Source organism: Actinoplanes subtropicus, assembly GCF_000721705.1.
Lineage (GTDB): Bacteria > Actinomycetota > Actinomycetes > Mycobacteriales > Micromonosporaceae > Actinoplanes > Actinoplanes subtropicus.
Map to the genome: position 1 here is coordinate 58,342 of NZ_JOJL01000022.1, position 17,338 is coordinate 75,679.

Here is a 17,338-nt window from a genome sequence, read left to right on the forward strand (position 1 = left end):
CACGCCGCGGCCGTGCGGCCGCACCGCGCGCTCGCGCATCCGGGTCCGGTGGGCCCGTCGCGCTCGCTCGCGGCTTGAGGGCGCGGGGATCAGGCGTCGCCCTGGCGACGCAGCCCCGACAGTGTGACGGCGACCAGGCGTGGGACGGCGTCGCGGGTGGCGGTGCCGGCCGCGGTGAGGGCGTGCAGGCAGTAGCCGGCCAGCTCGTCGGCCGTCACGTCGTCGCGGACGTCGCCGTCCCGGGCGGCCTCCTCGATCAGGGCGCGCACGAAGTCCCGCAGTCGCCGCCGGGCGTGCTCGACGTGTTCGCCCCGGTGCAGCAGCGTGGCGAGCTCGCCGCCGTGATGCCGGGCCGAGTGGTACTGGATGTGGGCGTACGTCCGCAGGGCCGCCTCCAGCCGCGCGACGGCCGTGGCGGTGGGATCGGCTGCAGCGGTGAGCTGCTCGAGGTGCGCGGTGATCTGACGCTCGTGCCAGGCGGTCAGCACGGCCTGGGCGTCCGGAAAGTATTTGTACAGGGTGGCTCGCCCGATGCCGGCCTGCTCGGCGATCTGCGACATGGTCAGCGCGACCAGTCCGCGCTCGGCCACCAGGGTGGCCATGGCGTCCAGGGCGGCATCCCGAACCGCGGCGCGGTGCGCGTCGATCGTCTCCGTCCACAAATTCGGCACGCCCCTACCTTACACATCGTTCTGGCGGCGACATTGTGACGTTGACGTAGACACACTGTCTCGATAACTTGGGCGGTGGGCCGCTCGAAGACATCCGGGCGCGGCCGACAGACGACCCGGAAGGAACCCGATGCCGCCGATCCTGCACGCTCAGATCACCACCGAACGGGCCAGCCGCTATCTTGTTCAGTTCTGCAAGCACGCCGCCGCCATCGGCGACGGCGGCCACGGCCCCCGCATGCACCTGCACACGGCGATGGACCGCCGTGACGTACGGGTGACAGCCGACTGGTCGGACACCAGCGGAACCGTCACCTTCACTCCCTGGGGCCGATGCACCCTCACCGCCGACGGCGACACCCTGACCGTGCGCATCGAGGCCACCGATGAGGACGGGCTCACGCGGATACGCGACGTCATCGACCGTGACCTGCAGCGGTTCAGCCGCCGCGACCCGTTGTCCGTGAGCTGGCAGCAACCTCCCGGCGCCGCCCCCTTTCGACCCACCCCCGCGATGACATCTCCGCCCCGGCGAGGCGCGCCGCGGACCCGCCTGCGGACGATCCTGCTCCCGCCGGCGGCGGTCCTGGTCATCGCCCTGCACGTCGGGGCGGCCGGCACCGCCGTGGCGCACTCGCGGTGGACCGGCATCGCCGTCGACGCGATGGTGGCGCTGGTCGCCCTGAAGATCGCGTCGATCACGTGGGCGCACTACACCGGCCGGCGCCGCGCCGTGGGAACGCCGATCACACCCGTCAAGTAGTGGCGCCCCGGCAACCTCGATCGGTATGCCGGCCCGTGGACACCTTGCTGACGCGTCGACAGCCACGGCCGAGACCCCGCCGGGCAGCGCGTCGGAGGCACCTGCCGGCGCCTTTCCGCGCTCGGCTCGGGCGCCGTTCTGCGGCTTGTTGCGCGTTCTGATCCGGTCCGGGCGGTTGCGCGACGTCGTGCCCGGTCCGGAAAGTGGTCGCGCTCCGAGGTGGGCGGCGGCGACCATGGCGGACGTGAGCAACCACGTGCGGAGCGAACGATTGCGGGCGATCGGCCGGGAGACGGTGGCGATCGTGGAGCGGGGCGGCTACCGCGACGTGGTCATCGCCGACCTGGTGGCGCGGGCGGTAGCGGGCACCCGGCTGCACCAGCCGGAGGAGCCGCTCGGCCCCGGCCGTCCGGGTGCCATGGCCGTCGAGGTGACCGACGAGTCGACGCTGGCGGCCGCGCGGAGGCTCGGCGGGGACGTGGCCGCGCTGGTGTTCGCGTCCGCGCGCAAGCCGGGCGGCGGGTTCCTCAACGGGGCGCAGGCCCAGGAGGAGAGCGTCGCGCGTAGTTCGGCCCTCTACCCGTGCTTGCGGGCGGCCGGCGAGTTCTACGACTATCACCGCGCGCATGCCGAACTGACCTATTCCGATCGCGTCATCTACTCGCCCCGGGTGCCGGTGATCCGGGACGACCGGGGCGCGCTGCTGGACGATCCGTACCTGGTCTCGTTCCTCACCGCGGCCGCGCCCAACCGCGCGGCGATGGCCGGCGACCAGCCGCGGCGCCTCGCCGAGGTCCCGGAGGTGCTGGCCCGGCGCGCCCGCCGAATCCTCGCGGTCGCCGCCGCGCACGGCCATCGGCGGCTGGTCCTGGGCGCCTGGGGTTGCGGGGTCTTCGGCAACGCCCCGGCCGACGTCGCCGACATGTTCGCCGGTGCCCTGGCCGAGTGCCCGTGGTTCGACCAAGTGACGTTCGCCGTGCTCGACCGCTCAGCCGGCACGCCGACCCTGACCGCCTTCAGCACGCTCGCGACCGCCTGACCAGGCCGCCCCATGACGGTCGCATTCGATCGGACAACACCGGGACGGCGCGCGAATCGAGCGGTCAGACACGGTCGCGTTCGATCAGGACGGCCCAGGAATCGAGTGGTCGGGGGCGGTCGAGTTCGGCCGTAGGCGGTCGCGGACGGTCAGGCTATGCGGCGGACGCTCCATCGGAAGGTGCCCTCGCAGACCAGCGTGCCGCGCTCGTCGCGTACGTCGGCGGTGGTCTTGATTTTGATTTTGGGGGTGGCCCGGGCGAACAGGGCGGCCAACTGATCGCGGGCGTGCGCGTCGAGAGCGCAGGTGGCGGTCAGGCGGCCCCGCGCGGGCGCCAGGAAACGCAGCGTCGCGGCCGAGCCGAGCGGGATCACGCCGTCCATCTCGGCGGGGCCGGCGGCGATGATGGCGGCCAGGCCGGCGGCGTCGATCAGGGTGATCAGGCCGCTCGAGTGCAGCGATCCGATCACGTTCGCCAGCGACGGGCCCGGATCCATCGCGACGACGCCCACGCCGTCCGAGGCGGACACGACCGACAGGCCCGTCGTCGCGTGCGCGGGGATCGGGGTCAGCAGGTCGCGCGCCACATCCGTCCCGTTCATCCCGACATTCTCGGCAGCCTCGGTGACCATCAGGCGTCCGGCGCATGACGGGCGGAAACCGTTCCGCCCTCGTTCGATCACCGATGGGCGGAGCGGCCGGCCCCGGGCTGAGTCATTCCGACGCCCGATTCCGCGGACGGCGTGGCGAACCCAGGCCTCGGAGCCGGCCGATCACCTCACTTCGCCAGGTGGTACACCCACATCGTGGGCTGGCCGGCGAGCGCCGGACCGGCCACGTAGACCCGGCCGTTCACGATCACCGGTGTCGTCATGAACCCGTCGAACTGCTCGGTGAAGGCCGACCACAGCGGCGAGCACGTGATGTCGCCGCACCCGGCCGCGTCGAAGCCGCCGATCAGGCCGACGTTCTGGGTGTAGTAGACGACCCCGCCGGCCACCGACGGCGCGGCCCGGGTGCCGCCGCTCTGGCCCAGCCCGCCGAGCCAGAGGAAACCGCATACCGGCTGACCGCAGCCGTTCGCGTTGAACGCGTACACGAAGCCGGTGGCACTGCCGTACAGGATCCCGTTGGCGACCGTCATGCTGGTGTTGATCGAGTCGAAGTCGGCCGGGTGCGCCACCCACAGCGGCGAGCAGTTCAGGTTGTTCCCGGCCAGGCAGGCCGAGGAGGAGTACGCGTAGACCGTCCCCGCCTTCCCGCCCGGCGCCTGGAAGTCGACGCTCGGGAAGTACACCTTGTCGCCGCTGACCGTCGGCCCGGCGTCCTGGATCAGCCCGGCGCCGGTGTCCGACCCGGCGACCGGCTGGCTCGCCCAGACCGGCGGGCACGTCCTGAGCCCGCAGCCGGCGGCCCGGAACGCGATCAGCCGCTCCGACGAGGTCGCGTAGACCAGCCCGTTCGCCACGGCCGGCGACCCGTTCCCGGACGTCTTCAGGTTGCCGCTCCACAGCGGCGCGCAGGTCGCCTTCCCGCACCCGGCGGCGGTGAAGGCCAGCAGCCGCCCGTCGCCGGAGACGATGTACAGCACGCCGTCGGCCACGGTCGGCGACGACTGGGTGTTCGGCACCGGCGCGCTCCACACCGGCTTGCAGGTGGCCTGCCCGCAGCCGGCCGCCTTGAAGGCGTACAGCGTGCCGATCCCGTTGTCGACCGAACCGGCCGACGAGATGAACACCAGGCCGCCGGCCACCGCCGGGGTGGTGTGCACGCCGTTGCTCAGCTTCGCCGTCCACAGTGGCGAGCAGGTGTCGCTGCCGCATCCGGTGGCCGGCCAGGCGACCAGGAAGCCGGAGTCGGTGCCGATGTACGCGACGTCGCCGACCACGGCCGGCGACGAGTCGGAGATGGCGTCGAAGAGGTCACTGCCCGGGCCGACGGCGACGTAGTCGAGCGTGAGCCCGGCGACCGTGCCGCGGGTAACCGTTTTCTCGGCCGGGTTGGCGCCCGTCTTCGCCGCGTCGAACCCGAACTGCGGCCAGGCCGGGGACGCCGCCTGCGCCACCCCGGGCGCGGCCGCGACCATCATCGCCAGCGCGCCCGCGACCGCGAGCATGCTTGGTAACTTCATTTTCTTCCCCCCTTTGTCCGATCGGACGGGGGCACGATCCCAGCTCGCGCTGGAGCGGGCCTGATGCGCGGCTGGAACCGGTCAGCGCAGCGCGTCGAGCTTCGCGCGCATGGTGTCGGCGTCCGGGTGGGCCAGTTCGTGCAGGATCGCCAGCGACTCGCGCCAGGCGGCCCGGGCGAGCGGCTCGTCACCGGCCGCCACCCGGGTGTCGCCGAGGTGGTCGAGCACCTGGGCCTGCGCGTAGCGGTCGCCGCCCTGCCGGAACAGCCGCAGCGCCTCCTCCAGGTCGGTGACCGCCTGCTCGTACCGGCCGAGGTGGTGGTTGATCAGGCCGAGACTGTCCAGGGCCTCGGCCTGGCCGTCCTCGTCGCCGATCGCCCGGTGCTCGGCCAGCGCGCGCCGGCAGTGCGAGGCGGCCTCCGCATAGTTCCCGAGTCGAGCCAGGCACCAGCCGATCATGTTGCTCGCGGTCGCCTGCCCGCGCCGGTCGCCGAGCTCGAGGTGCAGGTCGAAGGCCATCTGAGCGTGCCGCAGCGCCTCGGCGTACCGGCCACCCTGATCGAAGACCACGGTCAAGCTGATCACGATGCGCGCCTCGCCGGCCCGGTCGCCCAGCTCCCGGTAGCGGCCGAGCGCGAGCCGCAGGTGCCGCTCGGCGTCGTCACCGCGGCCCAGTCGGCGACCGGCCACCGCGGCCCGGCGGTGGATGCGGGCCTGCGCGTCGCGATCGCCGATCTGATACGCGGCGGCCAGCGCGCTCGCCATCGAGGCGTCCAGGTCGTGCCAGCGCCCCTGCCGATCCTGGAAATCCCACAAGATCAAGGCCAACCGCCAGACGTACGCGTCGAAGCCCTCCTCCGCGGCCCGGTCGATGGCCGCGACCAGCGCCGGGTACTCGGCCCCGAGCCAGCGCAACGCGTCCGGCCGGCCGGCCAGCTCGGCCACCGTCACCCCGTCCCGCAGGTCGTCCAGGGCGAGCGGGTCGGACGGCACATGCACCAGCCCGGCCGCCCGGTACGCGCTGTGCAGGTAGTGGTCGAGCAGGCGCACCTGGGCCGCCCCGAGCATGGCCGGGTCGTCCGCGCGGCCGGCGAGCTCCGCCGCGTACGCCCGAAGAAGGTCGTGCGCCGAGAACCGGCCGGCGGTCTTCTCGGTGAGCAGATGCGCCCGGGTCAGCTGGGCGAGCAGCGGGCGGGTGCGATCGAGCGGCAACCCGGCGAGGCTGGCTGCCGCCGAAGCGGTCACATCCGGTCCCGGGTGCAGCCCGAGCAGCCGGAACAGCCGGGCCGCCGCCGGGTCGAGCCGCTGGTACGACCAGGAGAAGACGGCCCGTAGATCGGTGCCGCAGTCGTCGCCGGCCAGGGCGTCCAGCGGCCCGGCTGCGTCGCGCAGCTCCCCGGCCAGCTTGGCCAGCGGCAGCTCCGGGTACGCGGCGGCGCGGGCGCAGGCGATGGCGAGCGCGAGCGGCAGCCGGGCGCACCGCTCGACGATCTCGTCGATCGCCTCCGGCTCGGCCGCGGCCCGCCCCTGCCCGATCCGCCCGGTGATCAGGTCGCGCGCCTCGCCGGGGGAGAGCACGTCCAGCGTGACCGGCCGGGCGCCCTCGATGGCCAGCAGCGGGGTGAGCCGATCGCGACTGGTCACCAGCACGAGGCAGCCGGGCGCGCCGGGTAGCAGCGGCCGCACCTGGTCGACGTCGCGGGCGTTGTCCAGCAGCACCAGCACCCGCTTGCCGGCCAGCAGGCTGCGGTAGAGGCCGGCCCGCGCGGCCAGGCCGTCCGGGACCCGGTCGGCCGGGATGCCGAGCGCGGTGAGGAAGCCGCGCAGCGCGTCGACCGGGTCGACCGCCGCGCCGCCGCCCGGGTCGAAGCCGCGCAGGTCGCAGTAGAGCTGGCCGTCCGGGTAGCGGGTGGCGGCCCGGTGCGCCCACCGGACGGCGAGGGCGGTCTTGCCGACGCCGGCGGTGCCGGAGACGGTCGCGATCGCCACCGACTGCACCTCCTCGTCCATCAGCCGGTCGAGAGCCGCCAGCTCCCGCGCCCGGCCGGTGAAAGCCGATACCGCCAGCGGCAACTGGGCCGGAACCTCGGCGGACGCGGGCATGGCCGGAAGCTCCAGCGACGGGTCCTGCCGCAGGATCGCCGACTCCAGGTCGCGTACGGCCGGACCGGGGTCGATCCCGAGGTCCTCGCGCAGCGTGCCGCGCAGCCGCCGGTACGCGTCGAGCGCGTCCGCCTGCCGCCCGGCCCGGTACAGCGCGAGCATCAGCCGCCCGGCCACCTCCTCGTCGAGCGGGTACTGCCGGCTCAGCTCGGTCAGCTCGCCCAGCAGCGCCGCGTGCTCGCCCAGCTCCAGCCGGACGTCCACCAGCTGCCGCCGGGCCCTGAGCAGCAGCTGGTCGAGGCGCTGCGCCTCGCGCTCGAAGCCGGGCAGGTCGGCCAGCGGCGGCCCGCGCCACAGCGCCACCGCCTCGCTCAGCAGCCCGGCCCGGTGGCCCGGGTCGGCGCTCTGCTCGGCCTGCCCGATCAGCCGCTCGGCGGCGGCCACGTCGGTGGGCTCGGTGCCCAGGTCGAGCAGGTAGCCCGGCGGCCGGGCCAGGATCGCGTCCCGCCCGCCGAGCAGCCGGCGCAGGTAGGACACGTGGCTCTGCAGCGTGTTCGCCGCCGTGGGCGGGGCCGCGTCGCCCCACACCAGGTCGGCGAGCCGATCGGTGCTGACGACATGCCCGGGCGCCAGGGCGAGCGCGGCGAGAACCGCCTGCCGGCGGGTACCCGCGACGGATCGCGCGGCGCCCTCCACGGTGACGTCGACCGGCCCGAGAAGCCTGACCCGCACGCCACCCCACGCTAGTGAGGGCGGGCAACCCGCTGTACCGCTCGGTCCGGGACCCGACTGGCACAATTCCGGTCGTGACACGAGCACAGGGCGACCCGTCGCCGCCGGACCGATCCGTCTCGCTGGAGCATTTCATCGGGATGTACGAGGCGAAGACCGACCCGTGGGACAACGCCACCAAGTGGTCCGACCAGCGCAAATATGCGGTGACCACGGCGAGCCTGCTGCGTCCGCGGTACCGGCGCGCCTACGAGCCGGGCTGCGCGGTCGGCCTGTTCACCCGGCAGCTGGCGCCGCGCTGCGACGAGCTGCTGGCGGTCGACGCGGTGCCCGAGGCGGTGCGGCAGGCGGCCGCGGCGGTGAGTGACTTTCCGCACGTCACGGTGGAACAGGCGATTCTGCCCGCCGACCTGCCGGCCGGCACCTTCGACCTGATCGTGATCGGTGACCTGCTCTACTACCTGTCCGCCGGCGATCTCGCCGCTCTCCTGCGCGGCCTGCGGGAGCGCCTGGAGCCGGGCGGCGAGATCGTGGCGATGCACTACCGCGACCGTTCCGGCGCGACCTGGGACGGCGCCCACGTGCACGACGAGCTGGCCGCCCTGCCCGGGCTGGAAAGCGCTGTCCATCACGACGACGAGTGGTTCGTCCTGGACGTCCTGAAGCTGCGCCGGTAGTGGTGCGGGCTGGTCCCGACGATCCGCTTGAACCGATCGCGGAACGCCGTGGGTGATCCGAAACCGACCGCGTCGCCGATCCGGTCGACCGGTTCCGCGGTGGTTTCGAGCAGGTGCTGCGCGCGGCGGATCCGGGCCCGGTGCAGCCATTGCAGGGGAGTGGTGCCGGTCTGCTCGCGGAAGCGCCGGTTGAGCGTCCGGGTGCTCAGGCCGGCGTGCGCGGCGATCTCGTCCAGCGTCAGCTCGCGGTATGCGCTTTCCTCGAGCCAGCGCAGCAGCGGCTCCATCGTGGACCCGCGCGGGGCCGGCGGCTGCTCGGGCACGATGAACTGCGCCTGGCCGCCCTCGCGCTCCAGCGGCATCACGGAGAGCCGGGCGGCGTCCGCGGCCACCGCCGAGCCGTGGTCCTTCCGGATCAGGTGCAGGCACAGGTCGAGGCCGGCCGCCGCGCCCGCCGAGGTGAGGAACTGGCCCTCGTCGACGTAGAGCACGGCCGGATCGAGCTCGACCCGCGGAAATCGCTGAGCGAACGCGATCGCTCCCGCCCAGTGGGTGGTGGCGCGCCGGCCGTCGAGCAGGCCGGTCGCCGCGAGCACGAAGGCGCCGGCGCAGACCGAGGCGATCCGGGTGCCGCGGGCCGCGGCCGATCGCAGAGCATTCAAGACCGTTTGCGGTACGGGGTGAGCCGGGTCCCGCACGCCGGGCAGGATGATCGTGTCCGCGTCGCCGAGCGCCTCGAGCCCGTGCGCGACCCGCAGCGTGAACCGGCCGGCGTCCACCTCCGGCGTGGGCGCGCACACGCGTACGTCATAGGGAATGACACCACCGGGGAGCCGGACCCGCTCGAAGACCTCGATCGGGGTGGCGAGATCGAACGGGATCACCTGGTCGAGAGCGAGCACGACGATCCGATGCATGCCGCCAGCGTAGACGGCCGCCTGGCGAGAATCCGTTGACGTGTGGCATTCGAGCCACTTCCGCGCGGACGATCACCCCCATACGGTTTCCTCTCGTGACAAAAGTCCTGCTCTCGCTGCATGTGCTCGCCGCGATCGTGGCGATCGGCCCGGTGACGGTGGCCGCGAGCGTGTTCCCGTCCGCGCTCCGCCGCGGTGACCGCGACGCCATGCGCCAGCTGCACCGCGTCTGCCGGGTCTACGCCCTGCTGGGCCTGGCCGTGCCGGTTTTCGGCCTGGCCACGGCCGGGTCGCTGGGCGTGCTCGGCGACGCCTGGCTGATCGTCTCGATCGCCCTGACCGCCGTCGCCGCCGCCGTGCTCGGCCTGGCGGTCCTGCCGGCTCAGGAGGCGGCGCTCGCCGGCGGCCCGTCGCTACCGGCCCGGCTGGGGATGCTCGCGGGCGTGTTCAACCTGCTCTGGACGGTCGTCGTGGTGCTGATGATCGTCCGGCCCGGTTCGACGACGGGGGCCTGACCGTGCTGCTCCGCGTCGCCGCCCGGGTCGAGCTCGTCTCCCTGCTGGTGCTGCTGGCCAACCTCGCCACCGTGCACGCCCGCGCGGTCGCCACCCTGGTCGGCCCGCTGCACGGCTGCGCGTACCTCCTGGTGATCGGTTCGACCCTGGCCGCGACCCGCCGTGGCCGGCCGCGGTTGCTCGCGCTGGTGCCGGGGGTGGGCGGGCTGCTTGCCGAGCGGCGGATGCGGATGGGGTGACCAACCTCTCTCCGCTGGTCCGCGGCTCAAGTGGGAACGAGTGCCGCCGATAAACGCACGTGCGGCTGGACAGGGTGTGGCGGTGGTGGCTCGTCGGCGGAATCGCGGCGATGCTCGGCTACTTCCTCGTGCCCAGCGGCACCTTCGCGAGCACCGCGACGTACGACTCGATCGGCCTGATCGCCGCGCTCGCGATCCTCGCCGGCGTCCGCATGCACCGGCCGGAGCGGCCGGCCATGTGGTATCTGTTCGCCGGCGGCCAGCTGGCCTCGGTGTTGGGCGACGTGGTCTACAGCTACTACGAGAAGGTGCTGCACGAGAAGCCGTACCCGTCGCTCGCGGACGTGTTCTACCTCGCGGCGTACCCGCTGCTGGCCGCGGGCCTGGTGCTGCTGGTGCGCCGCCACCGGGGCAACGCCACCGGCCTGGTCGAGGCCGCGATCGTCGCCACCGGACTGGGCCTGGCCTTCTGGGTCTTCGTGCTGCACCCGGTCGCCGCCGAGTCGGCGTCCTCCGGGCTCGAGCGCTGGATCAGCACCACCTACCCGGCCGCCGACGTGCTGTTGCTGGTCATGCTCGCCCGGCTGTTCACCTCGCCCGGCGGCCGCACCACCAGCATCCGGCTGATCGCCGCCGCCTCGGTGCTGCTGCTGGCCGCCGACACCGCGTTCTCGCTAGTGTCGCTCTACTGGAACGCGGACCTCCCGGCCATCGACGCCGGGTTCCTGCTCTCCTACCTGTGCTGGGCCGCGGCCGCGCTGCACCCGTCGATGGCGGCCCCCTCGCCGGCCGCCACCGCCGACCACCGGCCGCTACGCCTGGTCGTGTTCGGCGGCATCACGATGATCCCGCCGGCGCTGCTGTTCGTGCCGTGGGTCGGCCACGACGCCATCGACCGGCGTGCCCTCGCGGCCGGTTCGGTCCTGTTGTTCCTGCTGGTCACCGTGCGGATGGCCGAATTCATGCGGAGGCTGCGCCGGCTGGCCATGTCCGACGACCTCACCGGGCTGGCCAACCGGCGCAGCCTCGAGCAGGCGCTGCGCGACGCCCCGGCCGCGGCCCGCCCCGAGGTGGCCCTGCTCGGCGTCAACGGCTTCAAGAACGTCAACGACGAGCTCGGCCGGCCCGCCGGTGACCAGGTGCTGGCCATGCTGGCCGGCCGGCTGACCGCCGCGGCGCCGGCCGGCGCGCTGGTCGCCCGGGTCGGCGGCGACGAGTTCGCGGTGCTGCTGCCGGACGCGAGCGCCGCCGAGGCGGTCACCGCGGCGCAGGCGCTGACCGGGGTGCTCCGCGAGCCGGTCGCCGAGCTGCTGCTCGGCGTCAGCATCGGCCTCGCCGGCGGCGCCGGCCTGCACCCGGACGAGCTGCTGCGGCAGGCCGAGGCCGCGATGCACGCCGCGAAGCGCTCGGGCGAGCCGGTCCGCTGGACGCCCGTGCTGGACGAGCGCATCACCGAGCACGCGCGGCTGGGCGCCGAGCTGCGGAGCGGGCTCGACCGGGGCGAGTTCCGGGTGGTCTACCAGCCGATCGTCGAGCTGCCGTCCGGGCGGGTGCAGTCCGTGGAGGCCCTGGTCCGCTGGGAACACCCGGTGCGCGGCCTGGTCAGCCCGGCCGGCTTCATCCCGGTCGCCGAGCAGAACGGCCTGATCGTCGAGCTCGGCGCGTGGATCCTGCGGACCGCTTGTGAGCGGTTGGCGTTCTGGCGCGCGACGATCGGCGCCGACGCCCCGAACAAGGTGAGCGTCAACGTGTCCGCCCGGCAGCTCGCCCGCCCCGGCTTCGCCGCGCAGGTGGCCCGGGTGCTGGCCGAGACCGGCCTGCCCGCCGAGTGCCTGGCCGTCGAGGTGACCGAGACGGCCGTCTTCGAGGGCGGGCCGGCCGTGGTCGCGCTGCACGAGCTGCGCGCCCTCGGCGTACGGATCGCCCTCGACGACTTCGGCACCGGGCACTCGTCGCTCGGCCTGTTGCAGACGGTGCCGGTCGACACCATCAAGGTGGACAAGTCGTTCGTCGACAACATCACCTCGGCCGGGCGGGAGACCGTGATCGCCGAGGCGCTCATCCGCCTGAGCAGCGGCCTGGGGCTGTCCGCGGTGGCCGAGGGCGTCGAGACCGCGGAGCAGGCCGAGGCCCTGCGCCGGCTCGGCTACCGCTACCTGCAGGGTTACCACTTCGGCCGGCCGGTCGCCGAGCCCGGCTTCACCAGGACACCCGCGGCGGCCTAGGGTCTGCAACCGCGCCCCGGTGATGAAACAGACCTTGGTTTCCGCCAAGATGAGGCGATGCCCAAGGGACTCTCCTATGCGGACGCCGTCAAGATTCTCGGCGGTCAGGGGCCGGCGGCCAGGGCGATCGACAATCTGCTCGGTGGCGCCCTGAGCCTGGCCACCCTGGGCGGGAGCGAAGCGGCGCTCGGCTTCTTCGACGCCAAGACCGAGATCCTCAGGCTCGGTGGCCTCCTCACCGCCCGGCTCAACGACTCGATGTCCGGGCTCAAGCGCTACGACCGCAGCCAACGGCTCCTGGCGGCCCATTGTGTGCTGGTGGTCGCCGCCTTCTTCGAATCCGTCGACGAGATCCTGGTCGCCGGGTCGTCGGAGAGGACCGGGTTCACCACCGAGGAGGAGATCACGCGGCTGGGCGCACCACCCGGCGAGTCGACCGTCTACCGCCTGCTGAGCGCGAAGATCCCGCTGCCCTCCGCGGACCGGACATACGACAGTCTGCTGGCCGAGCTCGACCGGTGGTACCGGAGCCAGGCCACCGCGTTGTCGCTGGTGCTGCCGCGTGTCTCCGGTGCCGCGAGGTTGCCGGAGTGGGCCGTCGACCGCTACGACCGATCCCACCGCCGGCTCGCCGAGGAGATTCCGGAGTTCGCCATCTGGGCCGGACGGCTGGAGGACCGGGCCGCCGCCCGCGGCCTGGAACGGCTCGAGTCCGCCCTGCGGCGCGCCGGCTCGGGCCGCGACCCGGGCGCGGACCGGGCCGCCCTGGCCGGCGCCTATCGAGCCGAGCTGGAGCGTCCCGTCCTCGGCGGCGAGCCCGGCGACGTCGTGCTGCCCACTCTGGGCGAGGCCTATATCGATCCGCACTTTCGCGTGCAGGCCGCCGGGCCCGGGGCGCGGCCGTCGGCCGAGGAGTGGTGGACCGCCGAGGTTCGTACCGACTTCCCGGCGTTCCTCGCCGCGTATCTGACGACCGACCGGCCCACCGAGGCTCCGCTGCTGGTGCTGGGCCAGCCCGGCGCGGGCAAGTCCGCGCTGACCCGGATACTCGCGGCCCGCCTCCCGGCCGCCGACTTCCTCGTGGTCCGGGTGCCGCTGCGCGACGTGCCCGCCGAGACCGACATCCTGGATCAGGTGGAGTGGTCGCTGCGGGCCGCGATCGGCCGTGCGGTCGAGTGGGCCGCCCTGGCCGGCGACGCCCTGCCGGTCGTCCTCCTGGACGGCTTCGACGAACTGCTCCAGGCGACCGGCGTGCACCAGTCGAACTACCTGGAGCGGGTCGCCGAGTTCCAGCGTCGCGAGGCGGCGGTCGGCCGCCCGGTGGTGGTCCTGGTGACCAGCCGCATCGCCGTCGCCGACCGTGCCCGCCTGCCCGACGGCGGCCTGGTCGTCCGGCTGGAGCCGTTCGACGACGCGCAGATCGCCCGCTGGGCCGCCGTCTGGAACACGGCAAACCGCGACCGCCTCCGAGATTCCGGCCGGGACCCGCTCGACCCGGCCGTGCTGATCCGTTTCCGCGACCTTGCCGGGCAGCCGCTGCTGCTGCTGATGCTGGCCCTCTACGACGCCTCCGGGAACGCCTTGCGCCACGACGCGGCGTCGCTGGACAGCGGCCAGCTCTACGAGCGACTTCTCGCCCGGTTCGCGCTGCGCGAGGTCGATCGCGTCCATGCCGGCCTGCCCGATCATCGCCGGGCGGAACTGGTCGAGGACGAGTTGGTCCGTCTCTCGGTGGTGGCCTTCGCGATGTTCAACCGGAACCGTCTCTGGATCAGCGAGCGGGAGCTGGACGCCGACCTGGCCGGACTGGACCTGGCTCCGTCCCCGTCGGCGTCCGCCGATCACTTCCGCACTCCGCTGACCGCCGCGCAGGATATGGTCGGCCGGTTCTTCTTCATCCAGCGATCGCAGGCGATCAGAGACGACAAACTGCTTCAGACGTACGAGTTCCTGCACGCCACCTTCGGCGAGTACCTGATCGCCCGCCTTCTCGTGCACGCGCTGCGCGAGGTGATCGCGCATGAGCAGGTCGGCACGCGAGGCCCCCGGCTGAGTCGCCGCCTGCCGGGCGATCTGATCCAGACCCTGCTCGGGTACACCCCGCTGACCGCCCGCAACACGGTGCTCTTCTTCGTCGGCGGCTTGATCCGCAACGACGAGCGCGGTGCCTTCCGGGCGTCGCTGCTGCGCCGGGCCAGCGAGTCGGTCACCCGACCGGCCTACACCCCGGGTCCGTACCGGCCGGTCGACAAGCGCATCGACCACTGGATGGCCACCTACTCGTTCAACGTCGTCCTGCTGACCCTGGCGTGCGGCGGGGAGTTGCGTGCGTCGGAGCTGTTCACCGGCGCGAAGGACCCGGCCGACTGGTTGCGCGGCACGGCCCTGCAATGGCGCGCGGCCATCCCCGGCACCATGTGGCTGGAGTCGTTGAACAGCCTGTGGGTCAGGCGGGACTGGCACGGCGGCCGCCGCGACATGGTCCTGAGCCTCGGGCAGGCAGACGTGCTGTTCGTCGACACCGACTGGTCCCATCGCGTCGTTCCCGGCTCCCCGCCACGCCCCGAGTTCCAGGCCAACTTCGCGCTGGTGCCCGCGCTCACGTCGATGAGCCTGAGCAACAATCTCAGTGACGACACTTTCCTGCACGCACTGGAACCGTTGCTGTACGAGGTGCCAGAGGCGATCACGACGTTCGTCCGGCACCCCGACATCACGGGCACCGAGTCGGTCGCACACAGCCTGCTCCGCATGTGGATGGCCTCCGCGTCGAACGCGGATCGATCCCATCTGATCGCGGAGTACCGGCGGGCCGCGAACGCGGTGAGCGCCGGTGCTCTGGTCGACCGGGAGCGCTGCACCACCATCCTGGTGCGCTCGCTGGTTGCGGACGCGCCCCGGCTGTCGCCGATGGACGTCCTCGCGATCATCGACCAGTCGGTGCTCGATCACGATGCACCCGGCATCGAACTCGTACTGGAGTACGTGCTTTCCACGGCCGCCGCCGGGCTCGGCGGCGAACGCGACCGCACTGCCTTCCGGCTGTTCGCCGGCGCGCTGCCTATCCTCACCGACGAAGATCTCCTGGGGCGCCTGCTGCATGACATCCTCGCCATGCCCGAGAGCAGCCTCTCCCCGGAGGACCTGGGCGCTCTCGCCCAGCACCCGTCCGGAGCGCCGCGGCTGAGCCGGTTTCTCCACGATCACCCGGAGCTGGTGGCGCTGCCCAGAGCGGCGTCCCTGCGCCGGCTGTTGGATTCCGCGCTCTCCGGCAAGCCGGGCGAGGTGTCTCCCTGACGGCTGCGCGCCGCCCGGGCGAGCCGGTCGAAGGTGGTCAGGCCGCGGCGAGCGCGGCGGCCAGCGGGCGGGTGACGGCGATCAGGCCGGCTCGGGGTGCGTCCTGCCATGACGTGGTAACCGGCGGCAGGGCCGATGCCGCCGTCGCCGGGAATTTCGCGTGTTACGGATATTCGTGGCTTGCGGTCGCCGGCCTGCAGCTTGCCCAGCGGACCGATCGGCTCACCGGGCTGGCGATGGGTGGTTACCACGCGGCTGGCTTTCGCGGGGGAGAAGGACACCATTGTGTACGGCCCGCAGCGGGACGACGCCGTGGTGGACATCCCCGGGCCGCTGCTCGTCGGCGCGCGGTTGAACGTGGCGGTCAGCGGAGCGCGTGGCCGTGGGTGGCGGCCAGCGCCTCGACGTCCGGCTCGCCGTACGTCGCGACCATCGCGGCGAAGACGGCGGCCTTGTCCGGCCCGAATCCGGCCACTTCCGACCGGTAGGTGGCGGCCGTCAGAAACGTGGGCGGGCTGGACTTGCTGTGGAACTTGTCGGCGTACATGACCAGGTGTTCCTCGGGGCTTCGCGCGACGTAATCGCCGATCGGCAGGGGCAGGGCCTGCCGGCGGATGTCGTCCCGAGTGATGCCGACGCCGGTGTGACATGAGCAGAAGCGACACACCGTCGCCGGGAAGCCCAACTCGCTGAGCAGCTCGTGGCCGAGGATGCCGTGCCGGATGTAGTTGGCGTGGTCCAGCGACCCGTCGGCGCGGTACAGGCGGTAGACGCCGATGTCGTGCAGCAGGCAACCGGCCCGGACCAGGGCGGCGTCCACGTCGAGGCGATTGTTCGCGATCAGTTCGGCGGCCATCTCGGCCACGATCACGCAATGGGTGTGCACCAGGTCGAGGGCGGCCGCGTTCGGCGCGAACCGCTCGTGCAGGGACCGGATCTCGAGATCACTGGGCAGGCGCACGATCGCCTATTGTGCCGGGCCGGCCATGCTCCCCGAAGGCCACCGCTGGGGAACACGGCCGGGGTCTCCAGCTTTCGGCCGGCCGGGGTCGCTAGCTTTCGGCGGGCCGGGGTCGCTAGCTTTCGGCGGGCCGGGGTCGCTAGCTTTCGGCGGGCCGGGGGCGCTAGCTTTCGGCCGGCCGGGGTCGCTAGCTTTCGGCCGGCCGGGTCGCCGGCCAGGTCAGCGAGTCGTCCGGGATGGCGGGATCGTGCAGCGCCCAGAAGTCGCGCCCCGGCAGCGTGCACCCGTGCAGCGCCACCAGGCGGGCCACCTCGATCGCCCCGTGCGCCTGGAAGTGTGTGTTGTCCGAGACCCCGGTCGGATAGTTCGGCGACGCGCCCGCGGCCAGCCAGAGGAAGTACGCCTTGGTCGCCTCCGGTCCGAGCCGGCTCCACAGCGCGAACGACAACGCGGTCAGGTCGATCAGCGGCGTGCCGGTCTCGGTCGCGAGCGCTCGCATCGCGTCGGGATACTCCCCGTGCGACAGGTACGCGACGCCGTCGGCCGTGAAGCGCCGCCGCTCGACCGGCGTCACCAGGACCGGCTGGGCGTGCCGGGCCCGGGCGCCGTCCAGGTAGAGCCGCAGATACTCCTGGAACGTTCCGTACGGCGTGGTGTATCGGGCCGGGTCGTCACTCTTCTCGTCGTTGTGGCCGAACGAGACCAGCAGCACGTCGCCCGGCCGGATCGCCGTCAGGATCAGGTCGAGCCGGCCGAGGTCGGCGAAGCTCTTCGAGCTCGCCCCGGACAGCGCGCCGTTCACCACCGCGATCTCCGGCCGGAGGAACACCGGGAGTGCCTGCCCCCAGCCCGCGCGCGGCACGTCGGCGGTGGCATAGGTCGCCGCGGTGGAGTCGCCGGCGACGTAGATGGTGCGGCGGGGCGGGCGGCCGCCGGCTTTCGCGGGCGAGGCGATCATCCCGTACGCGCCGGCGACCGCACCGCCGACCGCGGCGCGCAGCAGCGTTCTCCGATCGAGCGTCATGCCCGCCATTCAATCAACGTACATCGATTCAGGCAAGCGCTTTC

14 protein-coding genes are annotated in these 17,338 nt (G+C 72.9%); 7 read left to right on the forward strand and 7 right to left on the reverse strand.

All coding sequences use genetic code 11. The annotated features are described in order from the left end of the window. Positions 1-89: 89 nt before the first annotated feature. Positions 90-671 carry a TetR/AcrR family transcriptional regulator gene (locus IH26_RS0129875; protein ID WP_030439590.1) on the reverse strand — a complete coding sequence of 194 codons (582 nt, stop codon included), beginning with the start codon at positions 669-671 and terminating at the stop codon, positions 90-92. Between the two features lie 130 nt (positions 672-801). Here IH26_RS0129875 and IH26_RS56260 point away from each other — a divergent pair, with 130 nt between their 5' ends. Both IH26_RS56260 and IH26_RS0129885 read left to right on the forward strand, forming a co-directional pair. Then, positions 802-1,434 carry a DUF2218 domain-containing protein gene (locus IH26_RS56260; protein ID WP_051808714.1) on the forward strand — a complete coding sequence of 211 codons (633 nt, stop codon included), beginning with the start codon at positions 802-804 and terminating at the stop codon, positions 1,432-1,434. A gap of 244 nt (positions 1,435-1,678) precedes the next feature. Next, positions 1,679-2,473: a TIGR02452 family protein gene (locus tag IH26_RS0129885; RefSeq protein WP_245665636.1), complete on the forward strand. Its 795-nt coding sequence runs from the start codon at positions 1,679-1,681 to the stop codon at positions 2,471-2,473. Positions 2,474-2,622: 149 nt separating this feature from the next. On the opposite strand, the gene IH26_RS0129890 is transcribed toward IH26_RS0129885, so the two are convergent. The 3 genes from IH26_RS0129890 to IH26_RS0129900 all read right to left on the reverse strand — a co-directional run bounded on the left by IH26_RS0129890 (position 2,623) and on the right by IH26_RS0129900 (position 7,439). Further along, positions 2,623-3,075, reverse strand: a complete 453-nt coding sequence (locus IH26_RS0129890) for a PaaI family thioesterase (RefSeq protein ID WP_030439593.1) — start codon at positions 3,073-3,075, stop codon at positions 2,623-2,625. Between the two features lie 176 nt (positions 3,076-3,251). Then, positions 3,252-4,604 carry an outer membrane protein assembly factor BamB family protein gene (locus IH26_RS0129895; RefSeq protein ID WP_084599169.1) on the reverse strand — a complete coding sequence of 451 codons (1,353 nt, stop codon included), beginning with the start codon at positions 4,602-4,604 and terminating at the stop codon, positions 3,252-3,254. 81 nt (positions 4,605-4,685) lie between these two features. Continuing rightward, a complete protein-coding gene (locus IH26_RS0129900) occupies positions 4,686-7,439 on the reverse strand; it encodes an AfsR/SARP family transcriptional regulator (RefSeq protein WP_030439595.1) in 2,754 nt (917 codons plus the stop codon). 74 nt (positions 7,440-7,513) lie between these two features. Between IH26_RS0129900 and IH26_RS0129905 the strand changes: the two genes are divergently transcribed. Then, positions 7,514-8,116 carry a class I SAM-dependent methyltransferase gene (locus IH26_RS0129905; RefSeq protein ID WP_030439596.1) on the forward strand — a complete coding sequence of 201 codons (603 nt, stop codon included), beginning with the start codon at positions 7,514-7,516 and terminating at the stop codon, positions 8,114-8,116. On the opposite strand, the gene IH26_RS0129910 is transcribed toward IH26_RS0129905, so the two are convergent. Further along, positions 8,068-9,033: a GlxA family transcriptional regulator gene (locus IH26_RS0129910; protein ID WP_030439597.1), complete on the reverse strand. Its 966-nt coding sequence runs from the start codon at positions 9,031-9,033 to the stop codon at positions 8,068-8,070. The two genes, IH26_RS0129905 and IH26_RS0129910, sit on opposite strands and share 49 nt — an antisense overlap. A gap of 95 nt (positions 9,034-9,128) precedes the next feature. Between IH26_RS0129910 and IH26_RS0129915 the strand changes: the two genes are divergently transcribed. From IH26_RS0129915 to IH26_RS0129930, 4 genes are read left to right on the forward strand one after another with little or no spacing between them, the layout of a single operon-like run. Further along, entirely contained in the window at positions 9,129-9,548 is a 420-nt protein-coding gene (locus IH26_RS0129915) for a hypothetical protein (protein WP_030439598.1), read from the forward strand. A 2-nt stretch (positions 9,549-9,550) separates the two neighbouring features. Next, complete coding sequence (locus tag IH26_RS0129920; protein ID WP_211268776.1) at positions 9,551-9,787, forward strand: DUF3817 domain-containing protein; 237 nt, start codon at positions 9,551-9,553, stop codon at positions 9,785-9,787. 59 nt (positions 9,788-9,846) lie between these two features. Beyond that, positions 9,847-12,012 carry a putative bifunctional diguanylate cyclase/phosphodiesterase gene (locus IH26_RS0129925; protein WP_030439600.1) on the forward strand — a complete coding sequence of 722 codons (2,166 nt, stop codon included), beginning with the start codon at positions 9,847-9,849 and terminating at the stop codon, positions 12,010-12,012. Between the two features lie 57 nt (positions 12,013-12,069). Next, entirely contained in the window at positions 12,070-15,309 is a 3,240-nt protein-coding gene (locus IH26_RS0129930; protein ID WP_051808716.1) for an NACHT domain-containing protein, read from the forward strand. Between the two features lie 364 nt (positions 15,310-15,673). Here the strand turns inward: IH26_RS0129930 and IH26_RS0129935 are convergent, their stop codons facing one another. Together IH26_RS0129935 and IH26_RS0129940 are read right to left on the reverse strand one after the other, a co-directional pair. After that, positions 15,674-16,270 carry an HD domain-containing protein gene (locus IH26_RS0129935; protein WP_030439602.1) on the reverse strand — a complete coding sequence of 199 codons (597 nt, stop codon included), beginning with the start codon at positions 16,268-16,270 and terminating at the stop codon, positions 15,674-15,676. A 187-nt stretch (positions 16,271-16,457) separates the two neighbouring features. Further along, positions 16,458-17,294, reverse strand: a complete 837-nt coding sequence (locus IH26_RS0129940; RefSeq protein WP_030439603.1) for a rhamnogalacturonan acetylesterase — start codon at positions 17,292-17,294, stop codon at positions 16,458-16,460. Between the last annotated feature and the right edge of the window lie 44 nt (positions 17,295-17,338).

Coding starts and splice junctions, on each gene's coding strand:
- IH26_RS0129895 (WP_084599169.1), bottom strand. CDS start 4,604: ATGAAGTTACCAAGCATGCTCGCGGTCGCGGGCGCGCTGGCGATGATG.
- IH26_RS0129930 (WP_051808716.1), top strand. CDS start 12,070: ATGCCCAAGGGACTCTCCTATGCGGACGCCGTCAAGATTCTCGGCGGT.
- IH26_RS0129940 (WP_030439603.1), bottom strand. CDS start 17,294: ATGACGCTCGATCGGAGAACGCTGCTGCGCGCCGCGGTCGGCGGTGCG.
- IH26_RS56260 (WP_051808714.1), top strand. CDS start 802: ATGCCGCCGATCCTGCACGCTCAGATCACCACCGAACGGGCCAGCCGC.
- IH26_RS0129890 (WP_030439593.1), bottom strand. CDS start 3,075: ATGAACGGGACGGATGTGGCGCGCGACCTGCTGACCCCGATCCCCGCG.
- IH26_RS0129910 (WP_030439597.1), bottom strand. CDS start 9,033: ATGCATCGGATCGTCGTGCTCGCTCTCGACCAGGTGATCCCGTTCGAT.